General features: G+C 36.0%; 12 protein-coding genes and 1 pseudogene. 11 read left to right on the plus strand and 2 right to left on the minus strand.

Going from position 1 to position 13,829, the window contains the following annotated elements:
• Positions 1 to 8: 8 nt before the first annotated feature.
• From ACNO7W_RS00235 to ACNO7W_RS00265, 7 genes are all read left to right on the plus strand, one after another.
• On the plus strand, positions 9 to 1,787 hold the full coding sequence (locus ACNO7W_RS00235; RefSeq protein ID WP_417936560.1) for a tetratricopeptide repeat protein: 1,779 nt from the start codon (positions 9 to 11) through the stop codon (positions 1,785 to 1,787).
• A 139-nt stretch (positions 1,788 to 1,926) separates the two neighbouring features.
• The gene (locus tag ACNO7W_RS00240; protein ID WP_143387122.1) at positions 1,927 to 2,238 is read left to right on the plus strand and encodes a DUF4286 family protein; all 312 of its coding nucleotides are present in this window, start codon (positions 1,927 to 1,929) and stop codon (positions 2,236 to 2,238) included.
• A 239-nt stretch (positions 2,239 to 2,477) separates the two neighbouring features.
• Positions 2,478 to 3,374 carry an Abi family protein gene (locus ACNO7W_RS00245; protein WP_417936561.1) on the plus strand — a complete coding sequence of 299 codons (897 nt, stop codon included), beginning with the start codon at positions 2,478 to 2,480 and terminating at the stop codon, positions 3,372 to 3,374.
• 100 nt (positions 3,375 to 3,474) lie between these two features.
• Complete coding sequence (rsmA, locus tag ACNO7W_RS00250; protein WP_417936562.1) at positions 3,475 to 4,254, plus strand: 16S rRNA (adenine(1518)-N(6)/adenine(1519)-N(6))-dimethyltransferase RsmA; 780 nt, start codon at positions 3,475 to 3,477, stop codon at positions 4,252 to 4,254.
• Positions 4,244 to 5,596: a magnesium transporter gene (gene mgtE, locus ACNO7W_RS00255; RefSeq protein WP_143387124.1), complete on the plus strand. Its 1,353-nt coding sequence runs from the start codon at positions 4,244 to 4,246 to the stop codon at positions 5,594 to 5,596. The genes rsmA and mgtE overlap by 11 nt, the downstream gene beginning before the upstream one ends.
• A 246-nt stretch (positions 5,597 to 5,842) precedes the next feature.
• Positions 5,843 to 6,619, plus strand: coding sequence for a pyrroline-5-carboxylate reductase (proC, locus tag ACNO7W_RS00260; RefSeq protein WP_417936563.1), 777 nt, complete (start codon positions 5,843 to 5,845; stop codon positions 6,617 to 6,619).
• An 804-nt stretch (positions 6,620 to 7,423) separates the two neighbouring features.
• On the plus strand, positions 7,424 to 7,807 hold the full coding sequence (locus ACNO7W_RS00265) for a Dabb family protein (RefSeq protein WP_314895902.1): 384 nt from the start codon (positions 7,424 to 7,426) through the stop codon (positions 7,805 to 7,807).
• Between the two features lie 130 nt (positions 7,808 to 7,937).
• Here ACNO7W_RS00265 and nhaA read toward each other — a convergent pair whose 3' ends face one another.
• Positions 7,938 to 9,110 carry a Na+/H+ antiporter NhaA gene (gene nhaA / locus ACNO7W_RS00270; protein WP_417936564.1) on the minus strand — a complete coding sequence of 391 codons (1,173 nt, stop codon included), beginning with the start codon at positions 9,108 to 9,110 and terminating at the stop codon, positions 7,938 to 7,940.
• 148 nt (positions 9,111 to 9,258) lie between these two features.
• Between nhaA and ACNO7W_RS00275 the strand changes: the two are divergent.
• From ACNO7W_RS00275 to ACNO7W_RS00285, 3 genes and pseudogenes are all read left to right on the plus strand, one after another.
• Positions 9,259 to 10,197, plus strand: a pseudogene (locus tag ACNO7W_RS00275) (2-hydroxyacid dehydrogenase); the annotation flags it as partial.
• Positions 10,198 to 10,242: 45 nt separating this feature from the next.
• Positions 10,243 to 10,608 carry a VOC family protein gene (locus ACNO7W_RS00280; RefSeq protein ID WP_394364614.1) on the plus strand — a complete coding sequence of 122 codons (366 nt, stop codon included), beginning with the start codon at positions 10,243 to 10,245 and terminating at the stop codon, positions 10,606 to 10,608.
• A 47-nt stretch (positions 10,609 to 10,655) separates the two neighbouring features.
• Positions 10,656 to 10,937: a TM2 domain-containing protein gene (locus ACNO7W_RS00285; protein ID WP_417936565.1), complete on the plus strand. Its 282-nt coding sequence runs from the start codon at positions 10,656 to 10,658 to the stop codon at positions 10,935 to 10,937.
• Positions 10,938 to 10,991: 54 nt separating this feature from the next.
• On the opposite strand, the gene ACNO7W_RS00290 is transcribed toward ACNO7W_RS00285, so the two are convergent.
• The gene (locus ACNO7W_RS00290) at positions 10,992 to 12,794 is read right to left on the minus strand and encodes a GNAT family N-acyltransferase (protein ID WP_417936566.1); all 1,803 of its coding nucleotides are present in this window, start codon (positions 12,792 to 12,794) and stop codon (positions 10,992 to 10,994) included.
• Positions 12,795 to 12,995: 201 nt separating this feature from the next.
• Between ACNO7W_RS00290 and ACNO7W_RS00295 the strand changes: the two genes are divergently transcribed.
• A complete protein-coding gene (locus tag ACNO7W_RS00295; protein ID WP_417936567.1) occupies positions 12,996 to 13,757 on the plus strand; it encodes an exodeoxyribonuclease III in 762 nt (253 codons plus the stop codon).
• Positions 13,758 to 13,829 lie beyond the last annotated feature (72 nt).

Raw genomic sequence — 13,829 nt, forward strand, 5'->3', positions numbered from 1 at the left:
CTTTTGAAATGAAACACTTATTTCTACATATTACCCTGTTTTTTTCATTCCTTTGTTTTTCTCAAAACGAACAATTAGCGCAATATTATTACGATAAGGGCGATTTTGAAAAAGCACTGATCAGTTATGAGGAATTACTGGAAAATCTGCCTCAAAACACACAGTATTTTCTAAGAACAATCGACTGTTACCAACAATTACAGCAATTTTCTGTTGCCGAAAAAGCGATACAAACGCGATTAGATAAATACAAACAAGGCAATCTTTTGGTAGAATTGGGATATAATTTTCAGTTGCAAAAAAATGGTGCCAAAGCCAAAATTTACTACGAACAGGCATTAGACCGAATCAAAAAAAATCCAAATGAAGTGTACGGAATTTCAAACTCTTTTGAGAAAAAAGTGTTGCTGGAATATGCCTTGAAATCCTATCAAACGGCAACGGAATTAGAATCTAATTTTAATTTCAATTACCAAATTGGGTTGCTTTATGGTCAATTAGGCAATCAGGAAATGATGATTACTACCTTCCTTAATGAAGCTTATGCGAATCCCCAAAATTCGATATTGATTCAAAATCAACTGGCTCGTTTTATGGTTGATGAGGGTGATGCCAACTTTAGTGAAACATTACGCAAAGCATTAATTGTTAGAACACAAAAAAATCAAGATCTTTTCTGGAATCATTATTTGAGTTGGTTTTATACCCAACAAAAAGAGTTCGAGAAAGCATTTATTCAGGAAAAAGCCATTTATAAACGCGACCCGGAATCACTTGGCAACATCGTGAATTTAGGACAATTGGCTATTGAAGAAGACAATCAGGAAGCAGCTAAGGAAATTCTGGGTTTTGTATTGGAAAACACCAAAGACTTAGAACTGTTGATTCAGGCGAATTCCTATTTGATTAAAATGAAAATAGAAAAGGCCAAAGAAAAAGAGTATGCCGTTATCAATACGGAATTGGAAGGTTTATTGAAACAATTTGAAATAAGTCCTTTTACCTTATCTTTGCAGCTGATTCAGGCGCATTTTGTAGCTTTTAATTTAAAAAAACCGGAGGAAGGAAGAGCCATAGTTAAGAAAGCACTCGAATTACAGTTAGACGATTATGAAGTGGCTCAGGTCAAAATGGAATTGGCGGATATTTTGCTTTACGAAGAAAAATTCAATCAGGCTTTAATCTATTATTCACAGATAGAATTGGACTTGAAAAATGATATAGTGGCACATGAAGCGAGTTTGAAAGCCGCTAAAACCAGTTATTTCAAAACGGATTTTATATGGGCTTTGAAACAATTCAAAGAACTGAAATCTGCGAATACGCAATTGATTGCCAACGATGCTTTAGAATATTTTCTTTTAATCAATGACAATACGGTTGCCGATTCGACACAAACAGCTTTGAAGCAATTTGCAAAAGGAGATTACCTTTTGTATCAAAATAGAAATCAGGAAGCGGTAACGCAGTTTCAGACGATATTAAAAACCTATAAAGGCCAGGAAATAGAGGCGGTGACGTTGTTGCGTTTGGGTAAAATTTACGCAAAACTAGGCGATTTTACTTTGGCTTTAAGCCAATATCAAGCTATTATTGACCAGTACAGCGACGGAATTTATATTGATGAGGCCTTATATTTCTCAGCAGAAATTTATAACAAAAAATTGCAGCAGCCCGAAAAGGCAAAACCATTATACGAAAAGATAATTTTCAGTCACGAAGACAGTATCTATTTTGTGGAAGCCCGGAAGAAATTCAGGCAATTGCGAGGGGATACGAATCTTTAAATTAGACTTGGAGATAATAGACGGATAGAAAATAGATTTTAAAATAAAATTCGATTTCAATAAGAAAATTAAGTTAATTATATTCTACTCTGGCTCCCTCTCCTTTGGAGAGGGTTGGGGTGAGGAAAAATCAAAAGAAATGATAATATACAACGTTACCACAAACATACATGAAAGCGTTCACGATCAATGGATGATTTGGATGCAACACAAGCACATTCCTGAAATTCTGGCTACTGGAAAATTTTCCTCGGCAAGAATGGTGCGGGTTTTAATTGAAGAAGAAATGGGCGGAGTGACTTATTCCGTTCAATACACCACAGACAGTAAGGAAACCTTGGAGAAATATTATCAGGAAGATGCGCCAGCCTTTCGCGAAGAAGGATTGAAGTTGTTTGGAGACAAAATGCTTGCTTTTAGAACCGAGTTGGAATTGATTTCGGATCATTAGTTTTTTAGTGGTCAGTATTCAGTTTTTTGTGATCAGTTGGAAAATGAAGAATAAAATTGGAGGTTGCAATTTGTGATCTCCAATTCAAAAAATAAAAGTTATTGTTGTTTGGTGCATTTTTTTTGGTACCTTTGTACCAACAGTACACACCACGCTACAGTTTTTAGTAATAAAGACAGCGTCCCAGGGTGTGTCTTTTGCTTTAAATACGTTTCGTTTTTTAATTTTTTATATTAATTATGTTCGAAAAATTACCTTTTACTATTCAAGAACAGATAGAAAGATTACAAACACGAGGCTTAACAATCACTCCTGAAGATAAGGCAGCACATTATTTATCTCATATAAGTTATTATCGGTTGGGTGAATATTGGTATTCGATGCAATCAGATAAAGTCAACCATATTTTTAAAGAAAACAGTAAATTTAAAGACGTAATTGCGCTTTATCAATTTGATGGAGAACTAAAAATTTTATTGTTTGATATAATCGAAAAAATAGAAATAAGTTTAAGAACGAAACTAATATATCATCTTTCGCACGAATTCAATCCTTGGTGGTTTCAAAATTTCGATTTATTTATAGACAGTAAAGCTTTAGTAAAAACACTTTCAAGTCTAGAAGAAGAATTAGAACGAAGTAAAGAAATAACAATAAAAAATCATTTTAAAAACCATAAAGACGATTTGCGTTTTCCGCCAGCTTGGAAGTCATTAGAGCAAACCAGTTTTGGATCGTTATCAAAATTAAATGGTAATTTGAAGAATACAGTTAATTCTAAAGATGTAATTGCTAAAGAATTCGGGGTTGTTAATCACACTTTTTTGCCCAGTTGGCTACAATCTATTGCGCAAATTCGAAATTATTGCGCACATCATTCTAGATTATGGAATAAAAATTTGCCAGGAAACCCAAAATTATTGCCGAATCCACCATTTAATTGGGTTAAAGATGTGCCGAAACAGAACGAAAAACTGTACGTCCATCTTTGTATTATGAAATATTTATTAGATAGAATTCAACCTGAAAATGATTTCGGCGAAAGATTAAATACTCTTTTTATAAAATATCCAAACGTTGACCCAAATGCAATCGGAATGAAGCCAGATTGGAATAATGAAAATCTCTGGAAATAGTTTTCAGTTTTTGACATAAATTAGAGGACGTAATTTGCGACTTCCAATTTTAAAAAAATATAAAAACACTTTGTGCCTTCGTGGCAAAAAAACAAACAAAATGGAAAAAGTAAAAGCCAAAAAACACCTCGGACAACATTTCTTGAAAGACGAAAGCATTGCAAAAGACATTGCTGACACCTTGAGCTTAGAAGGATATGATGATGTGTTAGAAATAGGTCCTGGAATGGGTGTTTTGACAAAGTATTTATTGGACAAGCCAATCAATACCTACGTAATAGAAATCGATACAGAATCAGTAACGTATTTAGACGAAAATTATCCAAAATTGAGGGATAAGATTATCTCTAAAGATTTCCTGAAATACAATATCAACGAAATTTTCGAAGGAAAACAATTCGCTATCATTGGGAATTTTCCGTATAATATTTCAACCCAAATCGTCTTTCGCGCATTAGAATATCGCGATCAGATTCCTGAATTTGCAGGGATGTTCCAAAAAGAAGTGGCACAGCGTATTTGTGAAAAAAAGGGAACAAAAGCGTATGGAATTCTTTCGGTTTTGGTTCAGGCTTTTTATGATGCCGAATACTTATTTACGGTAGATGAAAATGTTTTTATTCCGCCACCAAAAGTAAAATCGGGTGTTTTACGTTTGCGCAGAAAGAAAGATTATAGCTTGCCTTGCGGCGAAAAATTGTTTTTTACTGTGGTTAAAACCGCTTTTCAACAACGTAGAAAGACGTTGCGTAACAGTTTAAAAACCTTAAATTTGTCCGATAATTTAAGAGAAGATAAAGTTTTTGATCTTCGTCCGGAACAACTTAATGTAGAACAGTTCATAGAACTTACCCAAAAAATAGAAGCCGATGGAGTTTAAAATCAGCAAAGAACTAATCCAAGAATTAGAGCAACTCATTCAAAGTAAAAACGACCAACAGTTGGAAGTTTTATTGAATGATATGCACCATGCTGATATTGCCGAAATTCTCGACGAACTCGATTTTGACGAGGCAACCTATATTTTTAGAGTATTAGACAGTGATAAAACAGCAGAAATTCTTCTTGAATTGGAAGATGATTTGCGGGAGAATATATTAAGCAGGCTTTCGCCAAAAGAAATTGCGGAGGAATTAGACGAACTGGAAACCAATGATGCCGCTGATATTATTGCCGAACTTTCCCAAGATTTGAAAGCGGAAGTAATATCAGAATTGCAAGACGTTGAGCATGCCAAAGACATTGTAGATTTACTTCGTTATCAAGAAGATACTGCGGGTGGAATCATGCACAAGGAATTGGTTAAAGTCAATGAAAATTGGAACGTGCTTACCTGCGTAAAAGAAATGCGTATTCAGGCCGAAAATATTTCAAGAGTCCATTCCATTTATGTGGTGGATGATGAAGACCGATTGAAAGGACGATTGTCACTCAAGGATTTATTAACCACTTCGTCCAGAACTGCGATCAGCGATGTTTACATCCGAAAGCTGAATTCTGTAAAAGTAGATACCGAAGACGTTGAGGTTGCCCGAATCATGCAAAAATACGATTTAGAAGCCATTCCGGTGGTGGATGAATTAGGGCGTTTGGTGGGAAGAATAACCATCGATGATATCGTCGATGTAATCAAGGACGAAGCCGATCAGGATTACCAATTGGCGGCGGGTATCTCACAGGATGTCGAAGCCGATGATAGTATTATGGAATTGACCAAAGCGCGTTTGCCTTGGTTGGTTTTAGCACTTTTGGGAGGTTTTATAACCGTAAGAGTGCTTGGTTTGTTTGAAGGAGCCATGTTGGAACATGGGAATTTATTCTTTTTCACGCCACTTATTGCGGCCATGGCTGGAAATGTAGGGGTGCAATCTTCGGCAATTATTGTTCAGGGTTTGGCTAATAATACGTTGAGTGGATCCTTATTTAACCGATTGATAAAAGAAGTTTCGCTGAGTTTATTAAACGGAGTGATTCTGGCAACCATATTGTTTCTGGGAAGTCATTTTCTGTTGAATGTTGAAATCATCATTGGAATCATCGTTACCATAGCATTAGTTTCTGTAATCATTATCGCGTCGCTTATTGGAACCTTTATCCCATTATTGCTCGATAAATTCGGAATTGACCCTGCATTGGCAACGGGACCATTTATTACAACAAGCAACGATATTTGCGGAATTCTTATCTATTTTTCGATAGCAAAATTGATTTTAGGGTTTTAATAATGAGATGATTTTTGGAGTTAAAAGAATATAAAACCTTGTTGGGTACAAATATTAAAAACGTTATTTTAAGTGTTTTTGTGAAGTAAAACGGAACAAAAAATAGTTGAATGGACGAAAAACAATAAAAGCAAATTGGATTCAAATGCTTATAAAAGAATCTAAAATATATAATAATAACTAACACTTTCCATATCGACTCCCTCTCCTTTGGAGAGGGTCGGGGAGAGGAAAACCACAACCAGCATGAAAGTACACATTATTGGCGGAGGAAACTTGGGTGTTTCTATCGCATTGGGGATATCAAAATTTTCACAAGAAAATCAAGTTACCGTAACCAGAAGAAATACGACAAGTATTCTCTATTTGGAGAAATTAGGCATTACGGTTTCTACTGATAATACCCATCAGATTCAAGAAGCAGATGTAATTATCCTTACCATAAAGCCCTATCAGGTCGATACTGTTTTAGCCGAAATCCTTCCGGTGATTTCTAATAAAGTAATTGCTTCAGCGGTTAGTGGATTGTCAATAGAAAATTTACAAAAGAAGATAGGCGATTCCAATAGCGCTATCCGAATCATGCCAAATATCGCATCACAATTTGGTGCATCTGCTACTTGTATTGCGTTTCATGAAAAAGACAAAGAGAAAGCACAAAATGTGGTAGCTCTTTTCCAGGATTTAGGAACCGCTCCCATTATAGACGAAAAACTGATGGATGCAGCAACCGTTCTTGCGGCTAGCGGAACTGCTTTTGCTTTGCGTTATATTCGTGCATCGATGCAAGCCGGAATCGAAATAGGATTTGACTGGCAAACGGCACTAGCTATTTCTGCACAAACCGTAAAAGGTGCTGCCGAAATGCTGCTGGAAGAAAAAGGACATCCGGAACAATTAATTGACAGAGTGACAACACCACAAGGCTGTACGATTGCTGGATTGAACGAAATGGAAATGCACGGATTCAGTTCGTCATTGATACGAGGAATCAAAACTTCTTTGAAACAAATCAAGGGATAAACGTCATTTGGGCGTGCCCCCATTAAAAAAAGGGTCTTATCAGCGTAACTGTTGATAAGACCCTTTTTTTAATGGTGTCGGGCTATCCGCGCTACTTCGGTAGCTTGCTTTTATCCCTCACGCGGGCAGAATTGATTTTTGATCGCAGATTCTTGATTAACGATTTCAAATTTTGTCTGCGGAATCTAAGAGTGTTCATTTTTAGCGATTTATCTGCGTTTATTTACATCTAAAATCAAAAATCGTTAATCAAAAATCTGCAATCATTCGCTATGCCTTGTTTATAAAATCATTTTATGAAAAAAATCTTATATTTGAAGAGATAAGGTTAAAAAAAATCAGACCAAAATGGTTCGTAAGGATGATTTTGTTAGTTTTATATTAAAGCCTTATCATTAACGGATCACGAACGTACCAATTCGAATCATATCGAATCAAAAAAATAGTTTTCGAATATTCGAATAAAATCGAATCATATCGTATCGTTTTGGATGCTAAGTCTTTTGCCAAATACAATCAGTATTGAAATTCTGTTAAAAAGTCAGGAGACTTTAAGGCGATTGCATTTAATAAGAGGATTGTAAAATGGCGCAAAGTCAGAGACATTTGCGCAGCTTTTCACAACATATTTTGTGTTAAACTTTAAGGCGTTTGTATTTAATAAGAGGATTGTAAAATAGCTTAAAATCAGACACATTTGCGCAGCTTTTGCTGACTTGTTTTTGGTAGCGGAGGAATTGAATAGTTTGATTGCTTCCCTGCAAATCCAACTCAAATAAATCGTATATTTCAAAAAAAACCACAATGAAAAAGGTACTACTTATAACCCTTATTTTACTCTCAACGTACAGTATCGTAAATGCGCAACAAGGCAAACAAAAACAAGTGCTCAGGCATGTAGTTATGTTTGGATGGAAAGAAGGTACGGATGCCGCATATATCACTAAAGTAGTAACGGCTTTGAGTGATTTAAAGCATAAAATCCCAACAATCAAATCATTTGAATGGGGAACCAATAACAGTCCTGAGAACTTGAACAATGGTTTGACTCATTGTTTTATACTTACATTCAGTAGCGAAAGTGATAGAGATGCCTATCTAATTCATCCTGACCACAAAGCTTTTGTAGCGCTGTTGAATCCTATTCCTGATAAAATTACCGTATTCGATTATTGGGCTAGTAAGTAGAACTGACCTAGTTTTACATTACCCAGTTCTATAGCGCTAATTTGCAATCATCAGTATTCGAAACCTCTTTGAAACAAAAAAAGGGTGTTTAGTTTTAAAACTAAACATCCTTTTTTATTGGAAGAATCAATTAAACTGTTGATTTAGTCTTTATTTTTTTAATTGGAGTTTTTAATGTGTTTTTCAACCACAAAAATCCAATCGTTCCAGCAATAAAAGAAGCAATTAGAATCGCAATTTTAGAATAGGTAATTACTTCCTCACCATCATTTTTAAACGCAAGCAGTGTAATGAAAATAGACATTGTAAATCCTATTCCACCCAGCATTCCTGCTCCAAGAATAGTATTCCATTTTAAATCTCTAGGCAGGGTGCAAATTCCTAAACTAACGGCAAGAAATGAAAACAACCATATTCCTAATGGTTTCCCCACAACAAGACCCAGCATAATTCCAATCGTGTTGGGATGATTCAATCCTTCATGCCAATCTTGGCCAATAGCAATACAAGTATTCGCTACGGCAAATAAGGGAAGAATAAAAAAGGCTACCGGTTTGTGTAAAAAATGCTGTAATCTATAGGAAGAGGTGCTTTTGCCTCCGTCACCAAACGGGATTACAAAGGCCAACAATACGCCGGTAATAGTTGCATGCACACCGGAATTCAGCATAAAATACCACATGGCGGCTCCGCCAATCAGATAGGGGATGAGACGGTGTACCTTTCTTCGGTTAAGGATAAATAAGCCTCCCATAATAGCAAAAGCGATAAATAAATTGACAAAAGCAATCGTTTTTGTATAGAATATGGCAATGACAATAATGGCACCCAAATCATCAATCACGGCAAGTGCAGTCAAGAATACTTTGAGCGATGTAGGTACGCGATTTCCTAAAAGCGATAGGATACCAATAGCAAAAGCAATATCAGTTGCCATTGGAATCCCAGCTCCATTTTGTGTTATGGTTCCAAAATTCAACAATAAAAAGATTCCTGCAGGGACAATCATTCCGCCTAATGCTCCAAAAATTGGCAAAGCGGCATTTTTGATACTGGACAATTCTCCATTATAAATTTCCCGTTCCAATTCTAAACCTATTAAAAGAAAGAAAATGGACATTAAGCCATCATTAATCCAATGGGTAATGGAATGATGTCCAACATTGGTTTCCCAAAACTGTATGTATTCTGTCTGGATGGGTGAATTGGCAAGATAAAGGGATAAAATGGTAACAAAAAGCAAAAGAAGTCCTCCTGCTTTTTCGCTTTCAAAAAAGGTGTTAAATGTTCTTGTTAATCTCATTTTAGATTTTTAGTTATAAGAAGCGGCTGTAGTTTATCATGAAAAATAAGCAGAATGCTAATTTAGGCATTTTTGGGTGTTTTTTTTTTCTTAAAATAATAAACCGTATTTTTTTTGTTAATTTGATGTATCAAAAAAAGTATATTTTATGGATATCAAAATCCTTCATATCGATAGCAATCACCCTTTGCTTTGGGATCAATTGCAAAATTCTGGATTTATAAATCATAGCGATTATACATCATCAAAAGAAGAAATCGAAGCCAAAATTCAAGATTATCACGGAATTGTTATTCGAAGCCGATTCAAAATTGACAAGACTTTCTTGGATAAAGCGACTAATTTGCAATTTATAGCTCGCGTTGGAGCAGGATTGGAAAGTATTGATTGCGAGTATGCGTTGTCAAAAAACATTACACTTATCGCTGCACCCGAAGGCAATCGTAATGCTGTGGCCGAACATACCTTGGGAATGATTTTATCTCTTTTTAATAAATTAAACCAAGCGGATAGTGAGATACGATCGGGTCATTGGAACCGGGAAAGCAATCGCGGTTACGAATTGGATGGAAGAACAGTTGGCATAATTGGTTACGGAAATATGGGGAAATTATTCGCCAAGAAACTCCGTGGTTTTGATGTCGAAGTGTTGTGTTATGATATCCTGGAAAATGTGGGAGATGCCAATGCTAAGCAAGTTTCTTTGGAAGAATTTCAACAAAAAGTAGATGTTGTAAGTTTGCATATTCCGTGGACACCACAAACGGATAAAATGGTTGACAGTGATTTTATCAATGGGTTTGCAAAACCATTTTGGATTATAAATACCTCTCGTGGCAAGAATATAGTTACCGCTGATTTAGTGTCTGCCATGGAATCCGGGAAAATACTTGGAGCTGGTTTGGATGTTTTGGAATATGAGAAATTGTCTTTTGAAACTCTTTTTCAACATAAAAATACGCCAGAGGCTTTTCAATATTTATTGCAAGCCAAGAATGTGATTCTTAGCCCACATATTGCTGGTTGGACATTCGAGAGCCACGAACGTTTGGCACAAGTAATAGTTGATAAAATCAAGGTAAAATATTTTGGTCAAGCCAAAGTTACAGAGCCGGAGAAACGAGTTACTGGAATTGGCGGTTTCTTCTTCAAGTCTAAAAATCCAAAAGAACTTGTGGCTTGGTACGGAAAGCATTTAGGTTTAAAAACCGACGAATATGGTTCAGCTTTTTGGTGGAAAGATAAAAATGGGAATGATTGTTCTACCCAATGGTCACCGTTTGCAGATGATACTACTTATTTTGCGCCAAGCGAAAAACAATTCATGCAAAACTTCAGAGTAGATGATCTAGAAAATTTATTACAAAAATTATCCGCTGAAGGTGTAACAATTGTAGGGGATGTGGAGACTTATGATTATGGGAAATTTGGTTGGATTTTAGACATCGAAGGAAATAAAATCGAACTTTGGGAACCAATTGATACAGCATTCCAATAATTTTTATATTTTTAATCACTGAAAAACAACCTTATAACAATCAATCTATGGAAAATTCGAAACATGAAGAATGGAATAATCCACGACCAGTTCAACAAGACAATAAAAAACTTGCAGCAGGACTGCTTGCTATTCTTTTGGGACCTTTCGGGATTCATAAATTCCTTTTAGGGTACACTACGGAAGGGATTATATGGTTGGTAATTAGTTTGTGTACCTGTGGAACAGTAACAGGTATATTAGGAATAATTGAGGGAATCATATATTTAACAAAATCAGACGAAGAGTTTTATCAAACGTATCAAGTAGGCAAAAAAGGTTGGTTTTAAAACATAAAAAATCCCAATTTTTTCGGGATTTTTTATATAATCTGAAATCTGAAATCAATCTTCCTTTTCACTTAGTTTTCGTTCCAGTTCTTTCTGAAACTCTTCCATAACGGGCTTCATCGTGCTTTCTGGAATGTCTGCAATTCGAATGTACATCAATCCGTCAACGGCATTGTTAAACAGCGGATCCACATTAAAAGCGACAACTTTTGCATTTTGTTTGATGTATTTTTTAATCAAAACAGGTAAACGCAAACTTCCTGGTTCCAATTCATCGATAATTTTATCAAACTTATTTAAATCTGATTCGGCTTCGTCAAAAATGAAATCCTTATCAGCATCTTTTAGTTTTACTTTATAGGCTTTCTTTGGGTGAATGTATTGCGCAATATACGGATCATAATAATTCGATTTCATGAATTCAATCATCAGCGATTTTGAGAAATCTGAAAATTGATTACTGATACTCACGCCTCCCAGTAAATATTTATGCTCTGGATAACGCAACGTGGTGTGCATAATTCCTTTCCAAAGCAAGAAAAGGGGCATTGGTTTCTGTTGGTATTCTTTGATGATGAAAGCGCGGCCCATTTCTATGGATTTGTGCATCATATCATGTAGTTCTGGTTCAAATCGGAAAAGATCGTTGAGGTAAAAACCATTTATTCCGTATTTCGGATAAATTTCTGATCCTAAACCCATTCGGTAAGCACCGGCAATTTTATTGGCATCGCTATCCCATAAAAAAAGGTGATGATAATATTGATCATGCTTGTCCAAATCGATAGATTCGTTTGTTCCTTCGCCCACTTCTCGGAAGGTAATTTCTCGAAGGCGACCAATTTCATGCAAAATATTCGGAATTTTGGATGCTTTAGCAAAGAAAACTTCATAGTTTTTACTTTGTAACAGTCGGTAATCGGTACTTCGCAATGCATCAACTTCGGCAATCATTTTCTCACCATTGGCAGGAGTAACAATTTTCTTCGGACTTTTTGGAAGTTTTAAAGTTGGAGTTGGTAAAAAAGGACTCTCTTTTTCAAAAGGATTCGCAAGCATGTACGTTTTCTTTCTCAAAAATTCTGAATATTCCTCTAGCGTTGTGAACTCGTTTTGCTCACTTACCGAAATAGGTTTGCCAATACGCACTTTTATCACACGATGCTTTTGACTGAACACTTCCGAAGGCAGTTTTGCAGTTCTAAAAGTGCCGCTTATTTTAGAAAGTAAATAAAATAATCGGCTGTTTTTGGCATGAAAATAAATGGGAACAACAGGAACCTGAGCCTTTCTGATCACTTTGATAGCGCCTTCCTCCCAAGGTTTGTCCACCATTAATTTGCCGTCTTTATACGTAGAAACTTCTCCTGCAGGAAACATTCCCAACGGTTTTCCGTCACTTAAATGACGTAGTGTTTCTTTTATTCCTACCACGTTAGACTTGGTATCCTTATGATTTTCAAAAGGATTTACCGGCATGATGTATTTTTTGAGTGGTCTGATTCGGTGTAAAAGAAAATTGGCAATAATTTTGAAATTAGGTTCCCTGTCAAGCATTAATTTCAATAATAAAACACCGTCAATTCCTCCCAAAGGATGATTTGAAATCGTGATGTAAGCACCTTCTTTTGGTAGACGTTTTAAATCCTCTTCCGGAATTTCGAATTTTATTTGTAAATCATCTAATATTCCGTTCAGGAAGTCAACATCTTTTAAATGTTTGTTTCTATTGTAGACTTTGTTTAAGGTAGAAATCTTTAGCACCTTCATCAGCATCCATCCGGAAAAAGTACCCAGAACTCCGTACTTATCTACATTTATCGCTTTTGCAACTTCTTTGGCGGTTACTAAACCCATTTATTTATTGTTTTTAGAGCAAGAAACAAAGATAGCAAAAAACTCCATTTTCTCTATTTTTCTGAATCAAACTTCTACTTTTTTATTATATTTGAAACCCACAGATAAACAATATGATTTTTTCCGATAAAATAAAAAAGTGGGTTCCTGACAACCTTAGGTAGGCAATGATTTTTCGGAAGAAGCTCAAAAAACACTTTAATGAAAATTATTTCATACAACGTCAACGGAATCAGGGCTGCGATTTCAAAAGGATTTATAGATTGGTTGGAACACGCAAATCCGGATATTATTTGTCTTCAGGAAATAAAAGCAACTGAAGACCAAATCCCGGTTGAAGACATTGCAAAAGCAGGTTATCCGTATCAATATTACTATTCAGCCACAAAAAAAGGCTATAGCGGCGTGGCCATTCTCTCTAAAATAAAACCCAATAATGTTGTTCATGGAACCGGGATTCACCACATGGATTTCGAAGGAAGAAACCTTCGGGCTGATTTTGATGGGTTTTCTGTGATGAGTTTGTACTTGCCATCGGGGACAAATATCGAGCGATTAGACCATAAATTTATGTTCATGGATGATTTTAAGAATTACATTGACGAGCTCAAAAAAGAAACGCCAAACCTAATCATTTGTGGCGATTACAATATTTGCCACGAGGCAATCGACATTCACGATCCCATCAGAAACAAGACCGTTTCTGGGTTTTTACCTCAAGAAAGAGCCTGGTTGGACAGATTCATGAAGTCCGGATTTGTAGATAGTTTCCGCCATTTCAACAGTGAGCCACATCAATATTCGTGGTGGAGTTACCGTGCCGGAGCAAGGGCAAACAACAAGGGCTGGCGTATCGATTACAATTTAGTTAGCGATTCCCTAAAACATAAACTCAAAAGAGCCGTTATCCTTCCAGACGCAGTGCATTCAGATCATTGTCCGATTTTAGTAGAAATGGAGTAATCATCCTGAGCGGATCCCGAAATTTCGGGAGAAGGGAGGAGCTATTTCCCGCTATCCGTTGCAAATGAAATT

This window comes from Flavobacterium sp. ZB4R12, assembly GCF_048276375.1.
Lineage (GTDB): Bacteria > Bacteroidota > Bacteroidia > Flavobacteriales > Flavobacteriaceae > Flavobacterium > Flavobacterium gawalongense.